This window comes from Variovorax sp. 10N420, assembly GCF_056394705.1.
The window spans coordinates 775,893-791,950 of sequence record NZ_JBFTIJ010000001.1; the positions used below are offsets into that span (position 1 = coordinate 775,893).

The 16,058-nt window shown below is 64.8% G+C and carries 12 protein-coding genes and 1 pseudogene; 2 read left to right on the plus strand and 11 right to left on the minus strand.

Annotation, left to right across the window (positions count from 1 at the left end; genetic code table 11):
- Positions 1–10: 10 nt before the first annotated feature.
- The 7 genes and pseudogenes from AC1DEK_RS03565 to AC1DEK_RS03595 all read right to left on the minus strand — a co-directional run bounded on the left by AC1DEK_RS03565 (position 11) and on the right by AC1DEK_RS03595 (position 5,839).
- Entirely contained in the window at positions 11–1,018 is a 1,008-nt protein-coding gene (locus AC1DEK_RS03565) for a 2-hydroxyacid dehydrogenase (protein WP_478123993.1), read from the minus strand.
- 27 nt (positions 1,019–1,045) lie between these two features.
- Positions 1,046–1,993 (minus strand): annotated as a pseudogene (locus AC1DEK_RS03570) (sugar kinase); the annotation flags it as partial.
- Positions 1,994–1,997: 4 nt separating this feature from the next.
- Entirely contained in the window at positions 1,998–2,744 is a 747-nt protein-coding gene (locus AC1DEK_RS03575; RefSeq protein ID WP_478123804.1) for a sugar phosphate isomerase/epimerase family protein, read from the minus strand.
- Between the two features lie 19 nt (positions 2,745–2,763).
- A complete protein-coding gene (locus AC1DEK_RS03580; protein WP_478123805.1) occupies positions 2,764–3,543 on the minus strand; it encodes an amino acid ABC transporter ATP-binding protein in 780 nt (259 codons plus the stop codon).
- A 26-nt stretch (positions 3,544–3,569) separates the two neighbouring features.
- The gene (locus AC1DEK_RS03585) at positions 3,570–4,367 is read right to left on the minus strand and encodes a transporter substrate-binding domain-containing protein (protein WP_478123806.1); all 798 of its coding nucleotides are present in this window, start codon (positions 4,365–4,367) and stop codon (positions 3,570–3,572) included.
- Between the two features lie 141 nt (positions 4,368–4,508).
- Positions 4,509–5,162, minus strand: a complete 654-nt coding sequence (locus tag AC1DEK_RS03590; protein ID WP_478123807.1) for an amino acid ABC transporter permease — start codon at positions 5,160–5,162, stop codon at positions 4,509–4,511.
- A gap of 5 nt (positions 5,163–5,167) precedes the next feature.
- Positions 5,168–5,839, minus strand: coding sequence for an amino acid ABC transporter permease (locus tag AC1DEK_RS03595; RefSeq protein ID WP_478123808.1), 672 nt, complete (start codon positions 5,837–5,839; stop codon positions 5,168–5,170).
- Between the two features lie 146 nt (positions 5,840–5,985).
- Here AC1DEK_RS03595 and AC1DEK_RS03600 point away from each other — a divergent pair, with 146 nt between their 5' ends.
- Positions 5,986–7,692 (plus strand): hypothetical protein, encoded by a 1,707-nt coding sequence (locus AC1DEK_RS03600; protein ID WP_478123809.1) that lies wholly within the window; start codon positions 5,986–5,988, stop codon positions 7,690–7,692.
- Between the two features lie 9 nt (positions 7,693–7,701).
- On the opposite strand, the gene AC1DEK_RS03605 is transcribed toward AC1DEK_RS03600, so the two are convergent.
- The gene (locus AC1DEK_RS03605; RefSeq protein ID WP_478123810.1) at positions 7,702–11,250 is read right to left on the minus strand and encodes a patatin-like phospholipase family protein; all 3,549 of its coding nucleotides are present in this window, start codon (positions 11,248–11,250) and stop codon (positions 7,702–7,704) included.
- Between the two features lie 118 nt (positions 11,251–11,368).
- Between AC1DEK_RS03605 and AC1DEK_RS03610 the strand changes: the two genes are divergently transcribed.
- Positions 11,369–12,478, plus strand: coding sequence for an MBL fold metallo-hydrolase (locus AC1DEK_RS03610; RefSeq protein ID WP_478123811.1), 1,110 nt, complete (start codon positions 11,369–11,371; stop codon positions 12,476–12,478).
- Positions 12,479–12,494: 16 nt separating this feature from the next.
- On the opposite strand, the gene AC1DEK_RS03615 is transcribed toward AC1DEK_RS03610, so the two are convergent.
- From AC1DEK_RS03615 to AC1DEK_RS03625, 3 genes are all read right to left on the minus strand, one after another.
- Entirely contained in the window at positions 12,495–12,671 is a 177-nt protein-coding gene (locus AC1DEK_RS03615; RefSeq protein ID WP_478123812.1) for a hypothetical protein, read from the minus strand.
- 21 nt (positions 12,672–12,692) lie between these two features.
- Entirely contained in the window at positions 12,693–15,077 is a 2,385-nt protein-coding gene (gene parC, locus AC1DEK_RS03620; RefSeq protein WP_478123813.1) for a DNA topoisomerase IV subunit A, read from the minus strand.
- Positions 15,078–15,169: 92 nt separating this feature from the next.
- Positions 15,170–16,024 (minus strand): lytic transglycosylase domain-containing protein, encoded by an 855-nt coding sequence (locus tag AC1DEK_RS03625; RefSeq protein ID WP_478123814.1) that lies wholly within the window; start codon positions 16,022–16,024, stop codon positions 15,170–15,172.
- Positions 16,025–16,058 lie beyond the last annotated feature (34 nt).

The following is a 16,058-nucleotide window of genomic DNA, read 5'->3' on the forward strand; positions in this document are numbered from 1 at the left end:
ATTGGCGCGGTCAAGCCGAAGCCGTGTCGTAGACGGCAAGCGGCCGTTCGCCCGCCAGTGCGCGAAGCAGATTGGTGGTGGCAAGTTCGGCCATGGCGTGGCGCGTCTCGTGCGTTGCCGAGCCGATGTGCGGCAATGGCGTCACGCGCGGATGGGTACGCAGCGGCGAACCCATGGGCAGTGGTTCCGCCGCGAACACGTCGAGGCCCGCGGCGCGCAGCGTGCCTTGGTCGAGTGCCGCGAGCAGCGCATCTTCGCGAACCGTCGCACCGCGACCGCCGTTGATGAAGATGGCGCCCGGCTTCATCGCGCCGAACACCTTGGCATCGATCATGTCGCGCGTGCTGTCCGACAGCGGCAGCATGGCGACCACGAAATCGGACTGGGCAAGCAGTGCATCGAGCGGCGTGTGAGTTGCCCGCCCCTGCAGTTCGGGCGCGTGCGCGGCAAGATCGACCGGCCGGCGCGAGTGATAGAGCACCGGCATGCCAAAGCCCAAGGCCCCGCGCCACGCGATCGCCTGGCCGATGCGGCCAAAGCCCAGTAGCCCCAGAGTCTTGCCATGCACGTCGAAGCCGAACAGGTCTTCGCCGATGTTCTTGGTCCAGGCGCCCTCGCGAACAAGATTTGAAAGCTCCACAACGCGACGGCTGGTCGCCATGAGCAGTGCAAACACCGTATCAGCCACCGTCTGATCGAGCACGCCGGGCGTATGGCACAGCATGATCCCGCGGGCGTGCATCGACCGCAGCGCGTAGTTGTCGACACCGACCGACACACTGGACACGACTTCGAGCTTGGGTGCGCGCGCGAGCAGCGCATCGTCGATCGGATAGCTGGAGCCGATCAACCCCTGCGCTTCCGCAAGCGCAGCATCGAAGGCCCCAAGCTGCGCGGGCACGCGCGGATTGGCAACGGTAACGTCGTGCCTGGCTTGCAGGCGAGCCAGTTGATCGTCCGGGATTTCGCGAAAGACGAGAACCTTCTTGCGAGTCCAACCGCCGCCGGGCCGCCCCAAGGCGGCTGCCGCCCCCTGGGAGCCTTCGATGCCAGCCTCTTCGAGTTGAGCGCGCGTCGGCAATCCTTCGGTGTCGCCGAGCACTTGCACCGCACGTGCGCCGATCCAGGCGCCGCGCCGAACCGCATCAGGCACTGACTTGCCTTCGAGCAGCGCGCTGATGACACCCGCAGCAAAGCCGTCTCCGGCGCCGACGGTATCGACCACTTCCGCGACCGGAAAACCTTCGACAAGCCCGACGCCAGCGACGTCGCTGTCGTAGTAGGCGCCCCCCGCACCCAGCTTGACCACCACCAGCTTCGCGCCCAGCCTTCGATAGAACTTCGCGATGCCTTCGGGCGTCGTTTCGCCGGTGAGGATCAGGCCCTCCTCGATGCCCGGCAGGACCCAGTCGGCGCGCGAAGCGAGCTCGTTGATCCAGTGCCGCATCGTCTCCGTCGACGACCAGAGCGTCGGCCGCAGGTTGGGGTCGAACGAAATGGTGCGGCCGGCGCTGCGCATCACGTCCATCGACTTGATCGCGGCCGGCAGGCTGGTGTCCGAGATCGCTGCGAACACGCCTGTCGCGTGCAGGTGGCGCGCGGAGCGTAGCCAGTCCTCATCGACATCGCCGGGACCCATGTGGCTCGCGGCGGAGCCCTTGCGGTGGTATTCGACCGGCGGATCGCTGCCGTCGAGCACGCGCCCTTTGAACTGGAAGCCCGTGCGCTGCGTCGCGTCGGAGATGACGTGCGAGCAATCGATGCCTTCGCCCTTCATGGCGGCGAGCAGCGCGCGGCCCATCGAATCAGTGCCGAGTCGGCTGGCCCAGCCGACCTTGAGCCCGAGGCGAGACAAGCCGATGGCGACGTTGGTTTCCGCACCGGCCGTGCGTTTGTGGAACGCGGTGGCGTTCTCGATCGGGCCGGGCTGATCGGCCACCAGCAGCAACATGGCTTCGCCGAACAGCGCAACATCGAACTCGGTATTGGTCATGACTTCACGGCGTGGCGCGTGCGGCGCGGATCTGCGCGATCTGGTCGCGCGTGACGGCCAGGAGATCGTCGCCGATCAGCGGATATTCGATGGCGTGGGGAACGTCGGCAGGCAGCGCGCGCAGCACGGCCCGCCAAGGCGCCGCGGATTCGGCCAGAGGGACAGCGACCCATTTGGCCGGAAGGCGCTGCGCACCCTTGCAATGCACGTAGCGCACCCGGCGTCCCAACGCCTGAGCTGCCTGCAGGGGGCATTCGCCGACCCAGTGCCAATTGCCCATGTCGAAGGTCATGCCCAGATCGAGCCCGGCATGATCGGCAGCATCGAAGAACGCTTGCAATGCGGGCAGCGTCCCGGCAGAAACGGTTTGATCGTTCTCGATGACGAGTTCGATGCGCGTCTCGGCCAATTGAACCTTGAGGCCCCACAGCGAGCCGTGCGACGACGAGCCGAAAGCGCCGATCGACATCTTCAGCCGCTTGGCACCTACGCTCGTGGCGGCTGCAATGCCCCGCGCCAGCGCTGCGCTGTCGAGCCACCCGCCTTCTGCCCAGAGGCCCTCAGGGCTCGAATACACCGACGCCAGACCCGCCAGCGCAGGGAGTTCGGTCGCAGGGTCGCGCAGCATCTCGCCGCGCACTTCGACACTGTCGGCGCCGGCCGCCTTGGCAAGTTGCGCGCACCAGAGCTGGCCATGGCGGCCGATTTCGGCAGCGCCGAATGATGAGAGAGAAATCAGTACCTGCGTCATACCGTGGGTGATCGACGCATCAATGCGCCTGGTGCGAGCTGAGGATCTGGCCGAGGAACTGGCGCGTTTTTTCGTTCTGGGGGTTGCCGAAGAACTCGGCCGGTGGCGCCTGCTCGATGATCTTGCCGTCGGCCATGAAGATCACGCGATCAGCCACGCTGCGCGCAAAACCCATCTCATGCGTCACGCACAGCATGGTCATGCCGTCTTCGGCCAAGCCGATCATGGTGTCGAGCACTTCCTTGACCATCTCGGGGTCGAGCGCCGAAGTGGGCTCGTCGAACAGCATGATCTTGGGCGACATGCAAAGCGCGCGTGCAATCGCGACACGCTGCTGCTGGCCACCTGAGAGTTGGCTCGGGTACTTGTTCGCCTGCTCGGGAATGCGCACGCGCGTGAGGTACTTCATCGCGACCTCTTCAGCCTGCGCCTTCGACATGCCGCGCGAACGCATGGGCGCGAGCGTGCAGTTCTGCAGGATGGTGAGGTGCGGAAACAGGTTGAACTGCTGGAACACCATGCCGACCTCGGCCCGGACCGCATCGACGTTCTTGCCGCCGGCGGTGAGATCGATGCCGTCGACGACGATGCGCCCCTGCTGCACTGTCTCAAGCCGGTTGATGCAGCGGATCAGCGTCGACTTTCCCGAGCCCGAAGGCCCGCAGATCACGATGCGTTCGCCGGTGCGCACCGAAAGGTCGATGCCGGTCAGCACCTGGAAAGTACCGTACCACTTGTTCACCGCATCCATCCGAATGATCGGATCGGTGCCGGCGTCGGTCGTGACTGCGTCGGTCATGGATGTTCCCTGGAAAGGCCTGGCGCTTACTGCAGCTTGGGCAGGTCGGTCTGCAACCACTTCTGGTAGAGCTTGTTCAGCTCGCCATTGGCGGTGTTCTTCTGCACGAACTCATTCACGTTCTTGAGCAGGTCTTCCTGGCCCGGGCGCATCGCGATGCCCATGTTCTGCTGCACCAGCGTGAACTTGTTTTCGTAGGTGTTGGCGGGCACGCGCTTGGCGATCTGCGCGGCAACGGTGGTGGACGCACCGATCGCATCGACCTGCCCCGACATCAGCGCTTGCATGGCCGACGCGTCGTCGTCGAAGCGGCGGATCTCCGTGCCTTCGGGCGCGGCCTTGGTCACAGCGACGTCTTGCGTGCTGGCGCGAGCGACACCCACGCGCACGCCCTTCAAATCGGCGGCGCTCTTGATAGGCGCGCTGGTCTTGCCGTAGAGCACGATGGTCGCCGCCGCATAAGGCTGCGAGAACTGGACCTGCTTGGCGCGCTCGGGCGTGATCGCCAGGGAAGCAACCAGCAAGTCGACCTTGTTGGTCAGCAGGAAGGGAATGCGATTGGGGCCGGTGACCGGCACGATGTTGGCCTTCACGCCCCAGTCCTTCGCGAGCAGCTTGGCGACGTCGGCGTCATAGCCGTCGGGCTGGTTCTGCGCGTTGGTCGTGCCGTAAGGCGGAAAGTCGACCAGCATCCCGATGGTGATTTCGCCCTTCTTCTTGATGTCGGCCACGGACTGCGCGGATGCGAGGGGCGCGAATACGGTCAGCGCGGCGCCCAGGCCCAACGCTGCAATGGCAGCGCGGCGGGTAGTAGAACGGATCATGTCAAAAGCTCCTTCATTGAACGGACGAGAAGAATGGAATTCACGAAACACCGCGGAACCGGCTTTGCCGGGCCGCTGGTGTTGCCCCCGGCGAGGGGGTTTGCGCAGAGACACGAAGTGCGCGAAGCATGGGGGAGTACTTCATCTACCGAGGGTCCGCGCTCGCTTGCGCTCCATGCGCGCGGCGACCAAGGACAGCGGCCAACAGATGACGAAATAGATCGCGGCGACTGTCGTGAAGACCTGCAGCGGCTGGAAGGTCGCGTTATTGATGATCTGCCCGGCCCGCGTGATTTCGGTGAACCCGATGATGGCCGCGAGCGAGGTGCCCTTGATGATCTGCACCACATAGCCCACCGTCGGCGGCAGCGCGATCTTGAAAGCCTGCGGCAGCACCACGTCGCGCATGCGTGACGTGTAGTTGAGATTGAGCGCCTGCGCGGCTTCCCACTGGCCGCGCGGAATCGCTTCGATGCACCCGCGCCAGATTTCGCCGAGGAAGGCCGCGCTGTTCAGGATGAGCGCCACGCCCGCGGCGATCCATGGATTGATGTCCAGGCCCAGCACTGGCGCGCCGAAGAAGATCAGGAACAGTTGCAGCAGCAGCGGCGTGCCCTGGAAAATCTGGATGAAGCCCGTCGAGAGCACACGCGCGATCTTGTTCTCGGACGTGCGCGCGAGCGCGATCACAAGCCCCAGGATCGCACCGCCGATGAACGCGATCAGCGACAGCGCCAGCGTCCATTGAGCGGCCTGGAGGATGAAAAAGAATTCTGGAAAACCGAAGGTACGCATGGTGCTCAGCGCCGATCCGGATAGTTGAGGGTGCGCCTGTAGATCAGCTTGAAAAGCGCCGAGAACGACAGCGCCAGCGCCAGGTAGATACACGCCACGACGATGTAGATCTCGAAGCTGCGGAACGTTTGCGATTGCAGGTTGGCGGCGACCGATGTGAGGTCATCAGCCGAAATCACCGACACCACCGCCGAACTCAGCATCAGCAGAATGAACTGGCTCGTGAGCGCCGGGTAGATCGCCTTGAGGGCCGGCTTGATGATCACGAAGCGAAAGATCTCCCAAGGCTTGAGATTGAGCGCCCTGCCCGCTTCGATCTGGCCCTTGGGAATGGATTCGATGCCGGCGCGGACGATCTCGGCGGCGTAGGCGCCAAGGTTCACCACCATGGCCGTGAGCGCCGCCGTGTACGGCGACCAACGCAAGCCGATCGCCGGCAGCGCAAAGAAAAAGAAGAACAACTGCACCAGGAATGGCGTGTTGCGGATGATCTCGATATAGGCGTTGACGATGAAGCGCAGCCAGCCAGGGCCTGAAGTCTTGCCCCAGGCGCAGAAGATGGCGACCACCAGGCCCAGCAACGTGGCGACCAGCGAGAGCTGGATGGTGATCCACGTGCCCTTCAGCAGCAGCGGCCATGCCGCAAAAACAGCGTCGAACTGGAATTGATAGTGCACGGAAGAGCGGCGACTGAATGCGGGTTCGGAATGGTGCGTTGGCGCGTCGAGCGAACGTCGCCGCGGTGCGAGTCAGTATATGTGAAACCGGTTTCAGCACCATCCTAGGGATTCCCCTAAGACCCCGGCGTGCCTACACTGGCGCGATGCTGATCACCGAAACATCGGAAGCGCAAACGCAGCACGCCGCCGGCGAAAACGCGCCCGCGGTGCATCACCTTCGCCAGACGCTGCTCTGGCCTTTGCGCCTGATGCCGACGGCACAGCCGCGCCACGCGCATCGCGGCCCGTGGCAGGTCTTGCGCGATCTCGGCGATGCATCGCCATGGCGCGAAGAGATCGACGAATACACCGGCGGCAGCGATCGCTTTCACGAGCGGCACTACAACGAGTTCGTGAGCTTCCTGCCCTACGTGCAGCGTTTTCTTTACGGCGACGGGCGCAAGGGGCAACAGGGCGGCGGCACAGGCTCCGGGAGCGATTCGCCGATGCGCGTATTTCGCCGCAGCGATGTGGCAGCCGTGCGCGTGGTGGCGCGATCGGGCGACGCGCCCATCACACTGAAGATGGTGCACGTCGATCTCTACTTCTTCTTCGACGTCGACGTGGTGATCCTCAACATGGAAGTCGGGGCCGACAACCTCAGCCTGCCGCAAGCGCAGGAGATCCTCTATCGCTTTGGCCGCGCATACCCCGGCGGGTGGGACGCGAAAGGCGCTGCGCTGCATTGCATGCACAGCGTCGAGTGGCTGGCCGCGGATGGCACGGTGTTGTCAGCCTCCGACGCGCAGCAGCGCGAGCCCTTCCTGTCTCACGTCGCGGAGCACCGTGCGCCCCGCATTGCCGCGCATTGGGCGTGGCTGATGCGGCCGCTGGTGATCGATCATTCCGATGAGCACGGCGAGTTGCGCTATCGGCAGATCGAGTACTACCGCATGCCCGTGATGGCGTATCTGGCGCTCGATGATCCGAGACGGCTGTCGCGTTCCGATTTCATCCGGCTCGCCCTCGTTTCGGGCGCGGCGGAGCCCGCGGTGTCGGGCACAGGCCCCCTGCCCTTGCCGGACGATCTCATGGTGGATTTCGAGCAGCGCTATTGCTACGACCGCTTTTGGGTCAACGCCGGAGCGGCACCGAACACGCGCTACCTGTGCAATGGCCGCGCGCTCATCGTGGTGGGCCAAGCCGATTCGGAGTTTTTCTGCTGCCGCGACCGAGGCGTTCTGGCGCAGTTTCGTCACCAGCACTTCCTGCTGTTCCTCATCGCGCATTTCCAGAAGGCGGCGCTGCTGATGTATTCGGACAAGCTCGTCGAAGCATTGCGCAACCTGGACATCCACGACATTGCCAGCGTCAAGCGATTCAAGCGTGCGATCCGCGGGAGCTTCGAAGGCTTCCTGCGCTTCACGCATCGCTACTGGTTCCACGAAATCTCCGAGCAGGCACAAGTGCGTGCGCTATCGCATTTGTGCACCACGCACCTCGGCCTCGATCCGCTCTATGACGAGCTCAAAGAGCGCATCGCGGACATGAACACCTACCTCGAAGCCGACAGCCTTCGCCGGCAGGCCAACACGGTCGTGCGGCTCACGGTGGTGACCTTGTTCGGTCTGATCGGCACCATCACGACCGGGTTCCTCGGCATGAACCTCCTGGCCGAAGCGGATTCGCCGATGTGGCGCAAGCTGCTTTGGTTCGGCGTGACTTTCGCGTTCACGACCTGGCTCACGGTCTACACGATGGTGAAATCGCGGCGGCTGTCCGACTTCATCGACGTGCTTTCCGACGAACGCCACACCTTCCGCAGCAAGCTGGGCGTGCTGGCGAAGGTCTGGCGACAAGGCTCCGACTGATGTTCGACTTCAACTCGCTGCCGGATCCTTGATCCGGGGCAGCCACACTTCGATCGAACCGGGATCGGCCGTGATCGCCCTCGGCAGCAGCTTGATGACCCAGGGTTGGCCCGTGGGCGACGCCGCGGTCCGGATCAGTGCCTGCGCACAAGCCCGTGACGACTCCTCGCGAATGACCACCGTCGGGTCGGGATGCCCCACCGGCGGCGAGCGGCCCGCACGCCGCGAAGTGCTCAGCACATCTTCGATCGGCGGTACAGAAGCGCCCAACGCGCGCCAGGGACCTCGCCACGTGCGCGCCTTGTCACGCAGTGCAGTGCCGTAGGTCTGGATGTAGATCACCGCGCCGGCACAGACGTCCGGAGGTGCTGGCTCAGGCGTGGCGGGCGACGACGAGCCGTACGATGGGACGCCGTTCGCCGAATCCAGCGGCGGCGTGGCCGAAGGCGCAGGCTGCGGGGGTGGCGGGGATGGCGGGGCCGCGGCCACCTGTACTTTGTCGCGCAATTCCGTCACCACATCGCGCACCCATGCCGCGATCGGCCACGGCTCGGGCAGGATTCCGCTGCAGTTCTGCTTCGAACCCGTCTGGCCGCTGTAGTCGCGTGCCCAGTACAGCGGTGCGCACGGAGGCGCTTGCGCCGGCTGGAGGCAGTCGATGCCATTGCCCGGATCGAGCAATCGAGCGCATGCGGGCGAGCGCTGCGGCAACGCCTCGTTGAAGCAGGCTTGCTTCGCGTCGTCCACCATCCGCACGGACAACCGGAACTTGGCCATGAAGTTGTCGCTGCCTTCCCTGCACAGCAGATCGCCCGTGCGAAGCAATTCGGCCGCCAGCAACGCAGGCGCGTCGCCCGTGGCGTTGCCCGAATGCAGATGCGCCCAACGCTCGGTGAGGTCCTTGAAGGCTGCGTTCTCGGCCTTCTCCTGGTCCGCGCGCTGTACGCGCCAGCTGTCGATCCCTTGCCAGGCCGCTACGCCGAAGGTTGCAGCCGTGCCGATGCCGATCGAGGCGGTCACGGCGCCCGCCCTGAGCACTCGCGCCTGCAGGCGGCTCATCGATCCGACAGCGGCCGCCGCAGTGCTGTCCTTGTCGTCGCCCTTGGCCGGATGCGCCGCGGCGTTCGGCTGACCGTCGTCGGGCACGAACAAGCCAGGCGCGCCCATGGCCACGTGCGCAAGCATCTCGTCTTCGAGCCTGTAGCCGATCTCCGCGCCCAGGCGGAAGTAGCTCTCCCATTGCGCCTCGTCGAAGAACTGGTCCGTCGTCGGCTGTTGAGGAAACAGCGGATTGGCCGCCTTGAAGTTCACCAGATCCACCGGCAGCGAAGCCGACACGTTGGGCTTGACCAGCACGATCTGCCCCGTCGCCCCGCTCGCATAGCGCACTTGAGCCAATGCGAGGCAGGCCTGGCTGCTCGGCGACGACAGATCATTGAGCGAGCCAAAGGCTTCCAGGTGCGTCCATTCCGCGCCGGGACGCGGCTTCATGAAAGTGATGTCTGCATTGAGGTCGATGCGCGCACGCCGGATGAGGACCTCGAGGTCGCAGAAGCGATATTCGGGATCGGCGCCGCAATCCGCGATCACGATCAACGCGGCTTCCTGGCGTAGCAACGTATAGGCGCCGGTGTTCTCGAAGTGGCCGCCGTCGCTCAGGTACCAGTTGGTCGAACTGCTGCCTGGAAATGCGCCAAAGCACTCCAGGAGCAGGAACCGCGTCTTCATCAGCAGCGGACTCGCATGCACGACCGCCCCACGCTGTGCGATGCCGGCTTCGGCGCTGTTCCACCAGTAGCCGAGCCGGAGGCCCGCGAACACCGACAACGCGGCAAGCCCGCGCTTGGTCAGGCGGCCCATCGCCGGTGCAAAGGCCGCGCCTGAGATCGCCATCCACGCGCCGAGCGTGAGCGCGCCATCGCCATGCGCCTGCATCCACTTCGCGCCACCGGCCTGCATCCAACCCTGCGGACCGATGGTCAGCGGCTGGCTCTTGCGGTCGCGGTTGAAGAGCCGGTCCTTGGTGTCGTGCGTCTGGTTGATGCAGACGTTCGCGAGATGCACGGGCCCGCCGTGGGTCTGCGGTGCATATGCGTGCTGCGAGATATCGTCATGCGGATCGACCTCGCCCACCGGCACTTCCGGTGGCTCCAGCCCCGACACCTGATCGGTCGGACTGGCGCCGAGACGCTTCGCATTGGCGGCGCCCAGATAGCCCCGGACGATGCGTGCCTTGTAGAACATGTGCAACGACGACACGTTGAGAAAGGCAAAGTTGCGCCCTGTCACGAGCGCGTAGCTGCCGATGATCACCGCGATTGTTCCGAGCCAGGCCCAGCCTCGCGTGAACTGAAGTCCCGCGGGCGTAAACACGGGGAGCAGCACCGCCACGTAAACCACCGACACCCACCAAGCCGCAAGGCAGAAGGCCAGGACAAGCCCCAGCAGGCTTGCCAGCGTCAACACGAGCGTCTTGCCGACCCCGGGGATTTCCTGCCGGTGCGACAGCAGCATTGGCAGCACCCCCCGCAGCGCCGCGGCAACCACGAACAACGCCGCACCGTATGAGACGCGCTGCTGCTGGTCTTCGGCGGCCAACCACCAGGCCGTGCGGTCGAGAAGGCCCAGCATCACGATCAGCAATGCCGTGTTGATCACCGACGCCAAGCGGTCCGTGAGTTCATTGCGCAAGGCCGCCGCGTTCTTTTTTCGGCTGTAGTACAGCACCCAGAGCAGTGCAATCACCCAGCACAGCGCAAAACCCACGAAAGCGGGCGCAATCCACAAGGGTCCGCTGAAGCGCTCCACCAGCGGCCCGCCGATCCAGCACGCGCCCGCGCCGAGTGCGAGCCACATCGCGATCTGAAGAAGCATCGACGAAGCAGACGGCTTGTCGCGCACCGACCAATACGCGCATGCCAGCACGACAGACGCAAGGAAAGGCCCCACGAGCGTGAACCACAGCGTCGGCCATAACGTGGCCCACTCCACCAGCAATCGCAGGTACTGGAACGAATCGAGTTGGGCCACGCTGCTCACCACGTCGGGCGGCACGCTGTTGAGATCGACCGCGCGGAACACCGCGTCCCACAGCAGCAGGTTGGTCGCAGCCAGCACCATGCCGATCAGGCTCGCCGCGATCGCGAGTTCGATGTGCGTGCCCAGCAGATTGCGAAGATAGAGCGCGCCCGCAAAGAGCGAGTCGCGCAGGCCGCCGGGGATCAGGTAGCGGCCATTGGCGCGCAGCCACCATCCGAATCTGGAGCGATCGACATCGCCGAGCGCGCGCTCGATCTCGCGCACTTCGTCGGGACTATTGGCATTGGTACACAAGCGCCCCAGCGTCCCGCCGATGTAGCCCCCGCCCGACACCGTCGAGATCAGGTCGAACTTCAGCAGTTGCCGATGGCTGGCCAGCGCCTTGAGAAGCCCAAGGCAAAAAGTGGCGCTGCGAATGCCTCCGCCGGAGAGCGCCAAACCCCAGGGCCGTCGTCCGTCATCGTCGCCATAGAGTGCGCGGCGACGCTCGGCAACCAGCTTCTGGATGGTCTCGTCCATGCCGCTCCTCGTCGTGTGGATTGCAATATTTCATGGTTGACGCCGTGCATCAATGGCTCTAACGGCCTATGCCGGAGCGCAGGGTGGTGCTCGCCAGGTTGGTTAAGCTCCGCACCCAATGCAACCACTCCTCTTGCCGCAAGAATGGCCTCGCCGCGCGTTTGCGAGCCTGCTGATGGCCTTCTGCGGGCTGCTCGCCAGTTGCGCAACGCACGGCGCCTGCGAAAGCCCTTACGCAGCGTCGCCGCAGTTCGACGGCTGTGGCTTTCGAAATCCGCCCAACCCGGACGCGCTACCTACCCAAAGCCAATGGAAGATCTGGTCGCGCTTTCTCTTCGAAACCAAGACTGGTGCAGTGCCGGTCGATCCCATTCCGGTTCGACCCGTCACCATCGAACAGCTCGAAGCACTGGACCCCAAAGCCAATCATGTGATGCGCATCGGGCATTCGTCGAACCTTCTCAAGCTGCATGGCAAATACTGGCTGACGGATCCGATGTTCAGCGAACGCGCTTCGCCCTTCCAGTGGATCGGGCCGCACCGTTTCGAGAAGCCGCCCATCACACTGGAGCAACTTCCCCCCATCGAAGGGGTGATCATCTCGCACGACCACTATGACCATCTCGACGCCGGAACCATCGAGTACCTCGCGCTGCGCGTGCAGCGCTATTTCGTTCCGCTTGGCGTGAAGGCCCGCCTTGTCGAATTCGGTGTCCCCCCGGATCGCATCACCGAACTGGACTGGTGGCAGACCCGCAGCCAAGGCGGCGTGCAAGTGACGGCCACGCCCTCGCAGCACTTCTCGGGGCGAACCATCAATGACCGCGACAAGACGCTCTGGGCTTCATGGGTGGTCCAGAGCGGCAATCAGCGCATTTACTACAGCGGCGACTCCGGCTACTCGAAGCACTTCGCGCAGATTGGCGAGCGCTTTGGCGGCTTCGATCTGGTGATGATCGAGAACGGTGCCTACGATGCCTACTGGCCCTCGATTCACATGACACCCGAACAGGGCGCGCAGGCTTTTGAAGACCTGAACGGCAAGGTGCTCTTGCCGGTGCACAACAGCACCTTCGATCTCGCGTTCCACACCTGGCACGACCCGCTCGACCGCATCGCGGCCGCGGCAGAAGGCAAGCACATCGTCCTGGCGACGCCGACACTCGGCGAAGTGCTCACGATCGGCCAGCCGCGGACCAACGTCCGCTGGTGGCAGGGCTTGCGTTAGCGGCCCTTGGTCTCCTTCAGCGGCGCTGGCGCTCGCGGGCGCGCCGCACCTGCCGGCTTTGCGATGCGTGTTCAGCCGCACGGGCCTGCGCCGCCTTTTTCTCGCGCCGCTTGCGCGAAAGCCAGCGGCCGAACATGAAGCTCCCGAAGCCGCTCACGACCGCTATGAAAAGTCCGATGACGCCGGCTTCCATCTTTTTCTTTCGTGACTGGGGTTACAGCACGCGCGCGATGCTCGTGGGCTTGAAGCCCAGATCCGCTGCCTTGCCCTTGCGAGCACGCGCGGCGCGTGCGTTGTTCAGCGTGCGGATCTCCAGCGTCTCTTCACGTTCCTTCGCGCCGCGACCGATGCCTTCGATCTTCACGCTGCGCGTGTAGGCCGCCGCGCCCGCGAGCGTGTCCTTGGCTTCCAGGTCGATCAGCGTGAGACCGCGGCCGCCCTTCGGCAGTGCCTTGAGTTCGGCGATTTCGAAGGTGAGGATGCGTCCGCCCGTCGACGCGCAAGCGACGTGCGTCGCCGCAGGCATTGGCTCGGCGCCACCCGCGCCACCCACCAGCGAAGGCCTGCACAGCTGCTCGCCCTCGCCCACGTCGATGAAGGCCTTGCCGCCGCGCTGGCGCGAAATCATGTTCTCCACCGCCGCGATGAAGCCGAAGCCGCCCGTGCTCGACAGCAGCAGATTGGCGCCGAGCGGCCCCGCGAAGTAATGCGCCACGTGCGTGCCGCTTTCCAGATCGATCAGCGTGGTGACCGGTTGGCCGTCGCCGCGTCCGCCCGGCAGCGAGGCCACCGGCACGCTGTAGACGCGCACGCTCTTGTCCTTGGCCGTTCCAAAGACGAGCAGCGTGTCGACCGTGCGGCACTCGAAGGCGCCATACAGCGCGTCACCCGACTTGAAGCTGTATTCGGGCGCGGCGGCGCCGGCCGCACGTTCGCTCGCCCAGCCCTTCTGCGTGCGGACCCAGCCCTTCTGCGAGACGATCACGGTGACCGGCTCGTCGATCACGCGCACCTCGGCGATTGCGCGCTTCTCTGCCTGGATCAGCGTGCGCCGTGGGTCTTCGAAGTTCTTTGCGTCGGCTTCGATCTCCTTCACCAGCAGTCGGCGCAGCGCGGCCGGGCTCCCGAGGATTTCTTCGAGCTTCTTCTGATCTTCGCGCAGCCCTTTGAGCTCCTGCTCGATCTTGATGGCCTCGAGCCGCGCGAGTTGGCGCAGACGGATTTCAAGGATGTCTTCGGCCTGTCGGTCGCTAAGGTTGAAGCGCGCGATCAATGCAGCCTTGGGGTCCTCGGCCGCGCGGATGATGGCGATCACCTCGTCGATGTTGAGCAGCACCAGCTGCCGCCCTTCGAGGATGTGGATGCGGTCCAGCACCTTGTTGAGCCGATGGCGCGAGCGCTTCTCGACCGTGACTTCGCGGAAGGCGATCCACTCGTTGAGCATCTGGCGCAGCGACTTCTGCGTCGGCTTGCCGTCGATGCCCACCATCGTGAGATTGATCGGCGACGAGCTTTCCAGCGAAGTCTGCGACAGCAGCGTGCCGATGAATTCCTCCTGGCTGATGCGCGAGGTCTTGGGCTCGAACACCAGACGGACGGGCGCGTCCTTGCTCGACTCATCGCGCACGACATCGAGCACGGCCAGCACGGCAGCCTTCAACTGCGTCTGCTCGGCGCTCAAAGCCTTCTTGCCGGCACGCACCTTCGGATTGGTGATTTCCTCGATCTCTTCGAGTACCTTCTGCGTGCTGACGCCGGGCGGGAGTTCGTTGACCACGAGTTGCCACTGGCCGCGCGCGAGGTCTTCGATCTTCCAGCGCGCGCGCACCTTGAGCGAGCCCCGGCCCGTGCGATAGGCCTCGGCGATGTCCGCCGCACTGCTGATGATCTGCGCGCCGCCCGGATAGTCGGGCCCCGGAACGAAACCCAGCAGTTCTTCATCGCTGAGCTTGCCGTTGGACTTGATCAGCGCCACGCAGGCGTCGGCAATCTCGCGCAGGTTATGGCTCGGGATTTCAGTGGCCAGGCCGACGGCGATGCCGCTCGCGCCATTCAGAAGCGCAAAGGGCAGCCGTGCGGGCAGCAAGCGCGGTTCTTCGGTCGAGCCGTCGTAGTTGGGGATGAAGTCGACGGTGCCTTCATCGATCTCGTCCAGTAGCAGGCTGGTGATGCGCGCAAGACGGGCTTCCGTGTAGCGCATGGCCGCGGCGCCATCGCCGTCGCGGCTGCCGAAATTGCCCTGCCCGTCGACCAGCGGATAGCGCTGCGAGAAATCCTGCGCCATGCGCACCAGCGCGTCGTAGGCGGCCTGGTCGCTGTGCGGATGGAAGCGGCCGAGCACGTCACCGACCACGCGCGCACTCTTGACGGGCTTGGCGCCCACGGTGCCGTTGGTGCCCCCGAAGCCCAGGCCCATGCGGGACATCGAATAAAGAATGCGCCGCTGCACGGGCTTCTGTCCGTCGCTGACGTCGGGCAATGCACGGCCTTTGACGACGCTCAGCGCGTATTCGAGGTACGCGGTCTGCGCATAGTCGGCCAGCGTCAGCGCGCTGTCGTCTTCGGGGCTCTGAAAATCGAGCGTCGGTTGGGAGTCCATGGAGAGATCAGGAAAAACAGGAAAGACAGGAAAAAAGTGATTGCAGGGTGGGCCGCCTCGGCGCGCTCACCCCAATATCGAAACTTGCGAACTCATTGCAACGGAGAACCCGCCGGCTCGGGCAAGGCCGGCATCACCGGCCTGTCACGTGCGTCGGGCGGCATATTGCCACGGCCGAGCGCTCCACCCGCCGGCACACCCATTTCCATGCGAATGCGCGACGGCGCTTTGCCGCGGCCGACGGCAGCCGATGGCTTGAGATAGGCGTAAAGCTGCAACACGGTGGTCACGTAGTTCTGCGTCTCGGGATAGTTGGGCACCCTGTTGCCCGCACGCTGGACGGCGCCCTCGCCCGCGTTGTAGGCGGCCAGCGCCAGCTCGAGCTGTCCGGGGAACATGCCGAGCAGGTCGCGCAGGTAGCGCGAGCCGGTGGCGATATTGATGCGCGGATCGAAGAGCTTCTTCTCGATCGACGATCGCTTGTCGGCCGCGACACCGTAGCGCTCGGCAGTCGCCGGCATCACTTGCATCAAACCGAGCGCACCCTTGGGCGACACGGCCTGCGCATCGAAGCCTGACTCGGTGGCAATGAGCGCCTGGAGCAGTTCGTAGTCGATCGAAAGCTGGCGCGCCGCATCGCGCATCGCGCCCTGCGCCGTCTTGTAGCCGGGGGACGATTCGAACATCGCCAGCAACGCCTGGGATGCGCGGGGGACCTTGCCATCGATCGGGCGCTTGCCGGCGCGACCCCACACGCCAATGCCATTGGCGGTATCGAAACTCTGTCCACCACGAAAGAACAGCTGGTAGCGACCGTCGAGCTTCTCAGATGCGAAATGCCCCACGCCCTTGTCGTCGACGTAGCCGTAGATGTCAGCCGCCAGCGCCGGTGGCGCCAGCACCGCCAGCCCGCAGGCCAGCAACATCGACAGCAAAGACATCCGCATGGGAACGACCATCCGCCACTATGAGGTCGAGCGA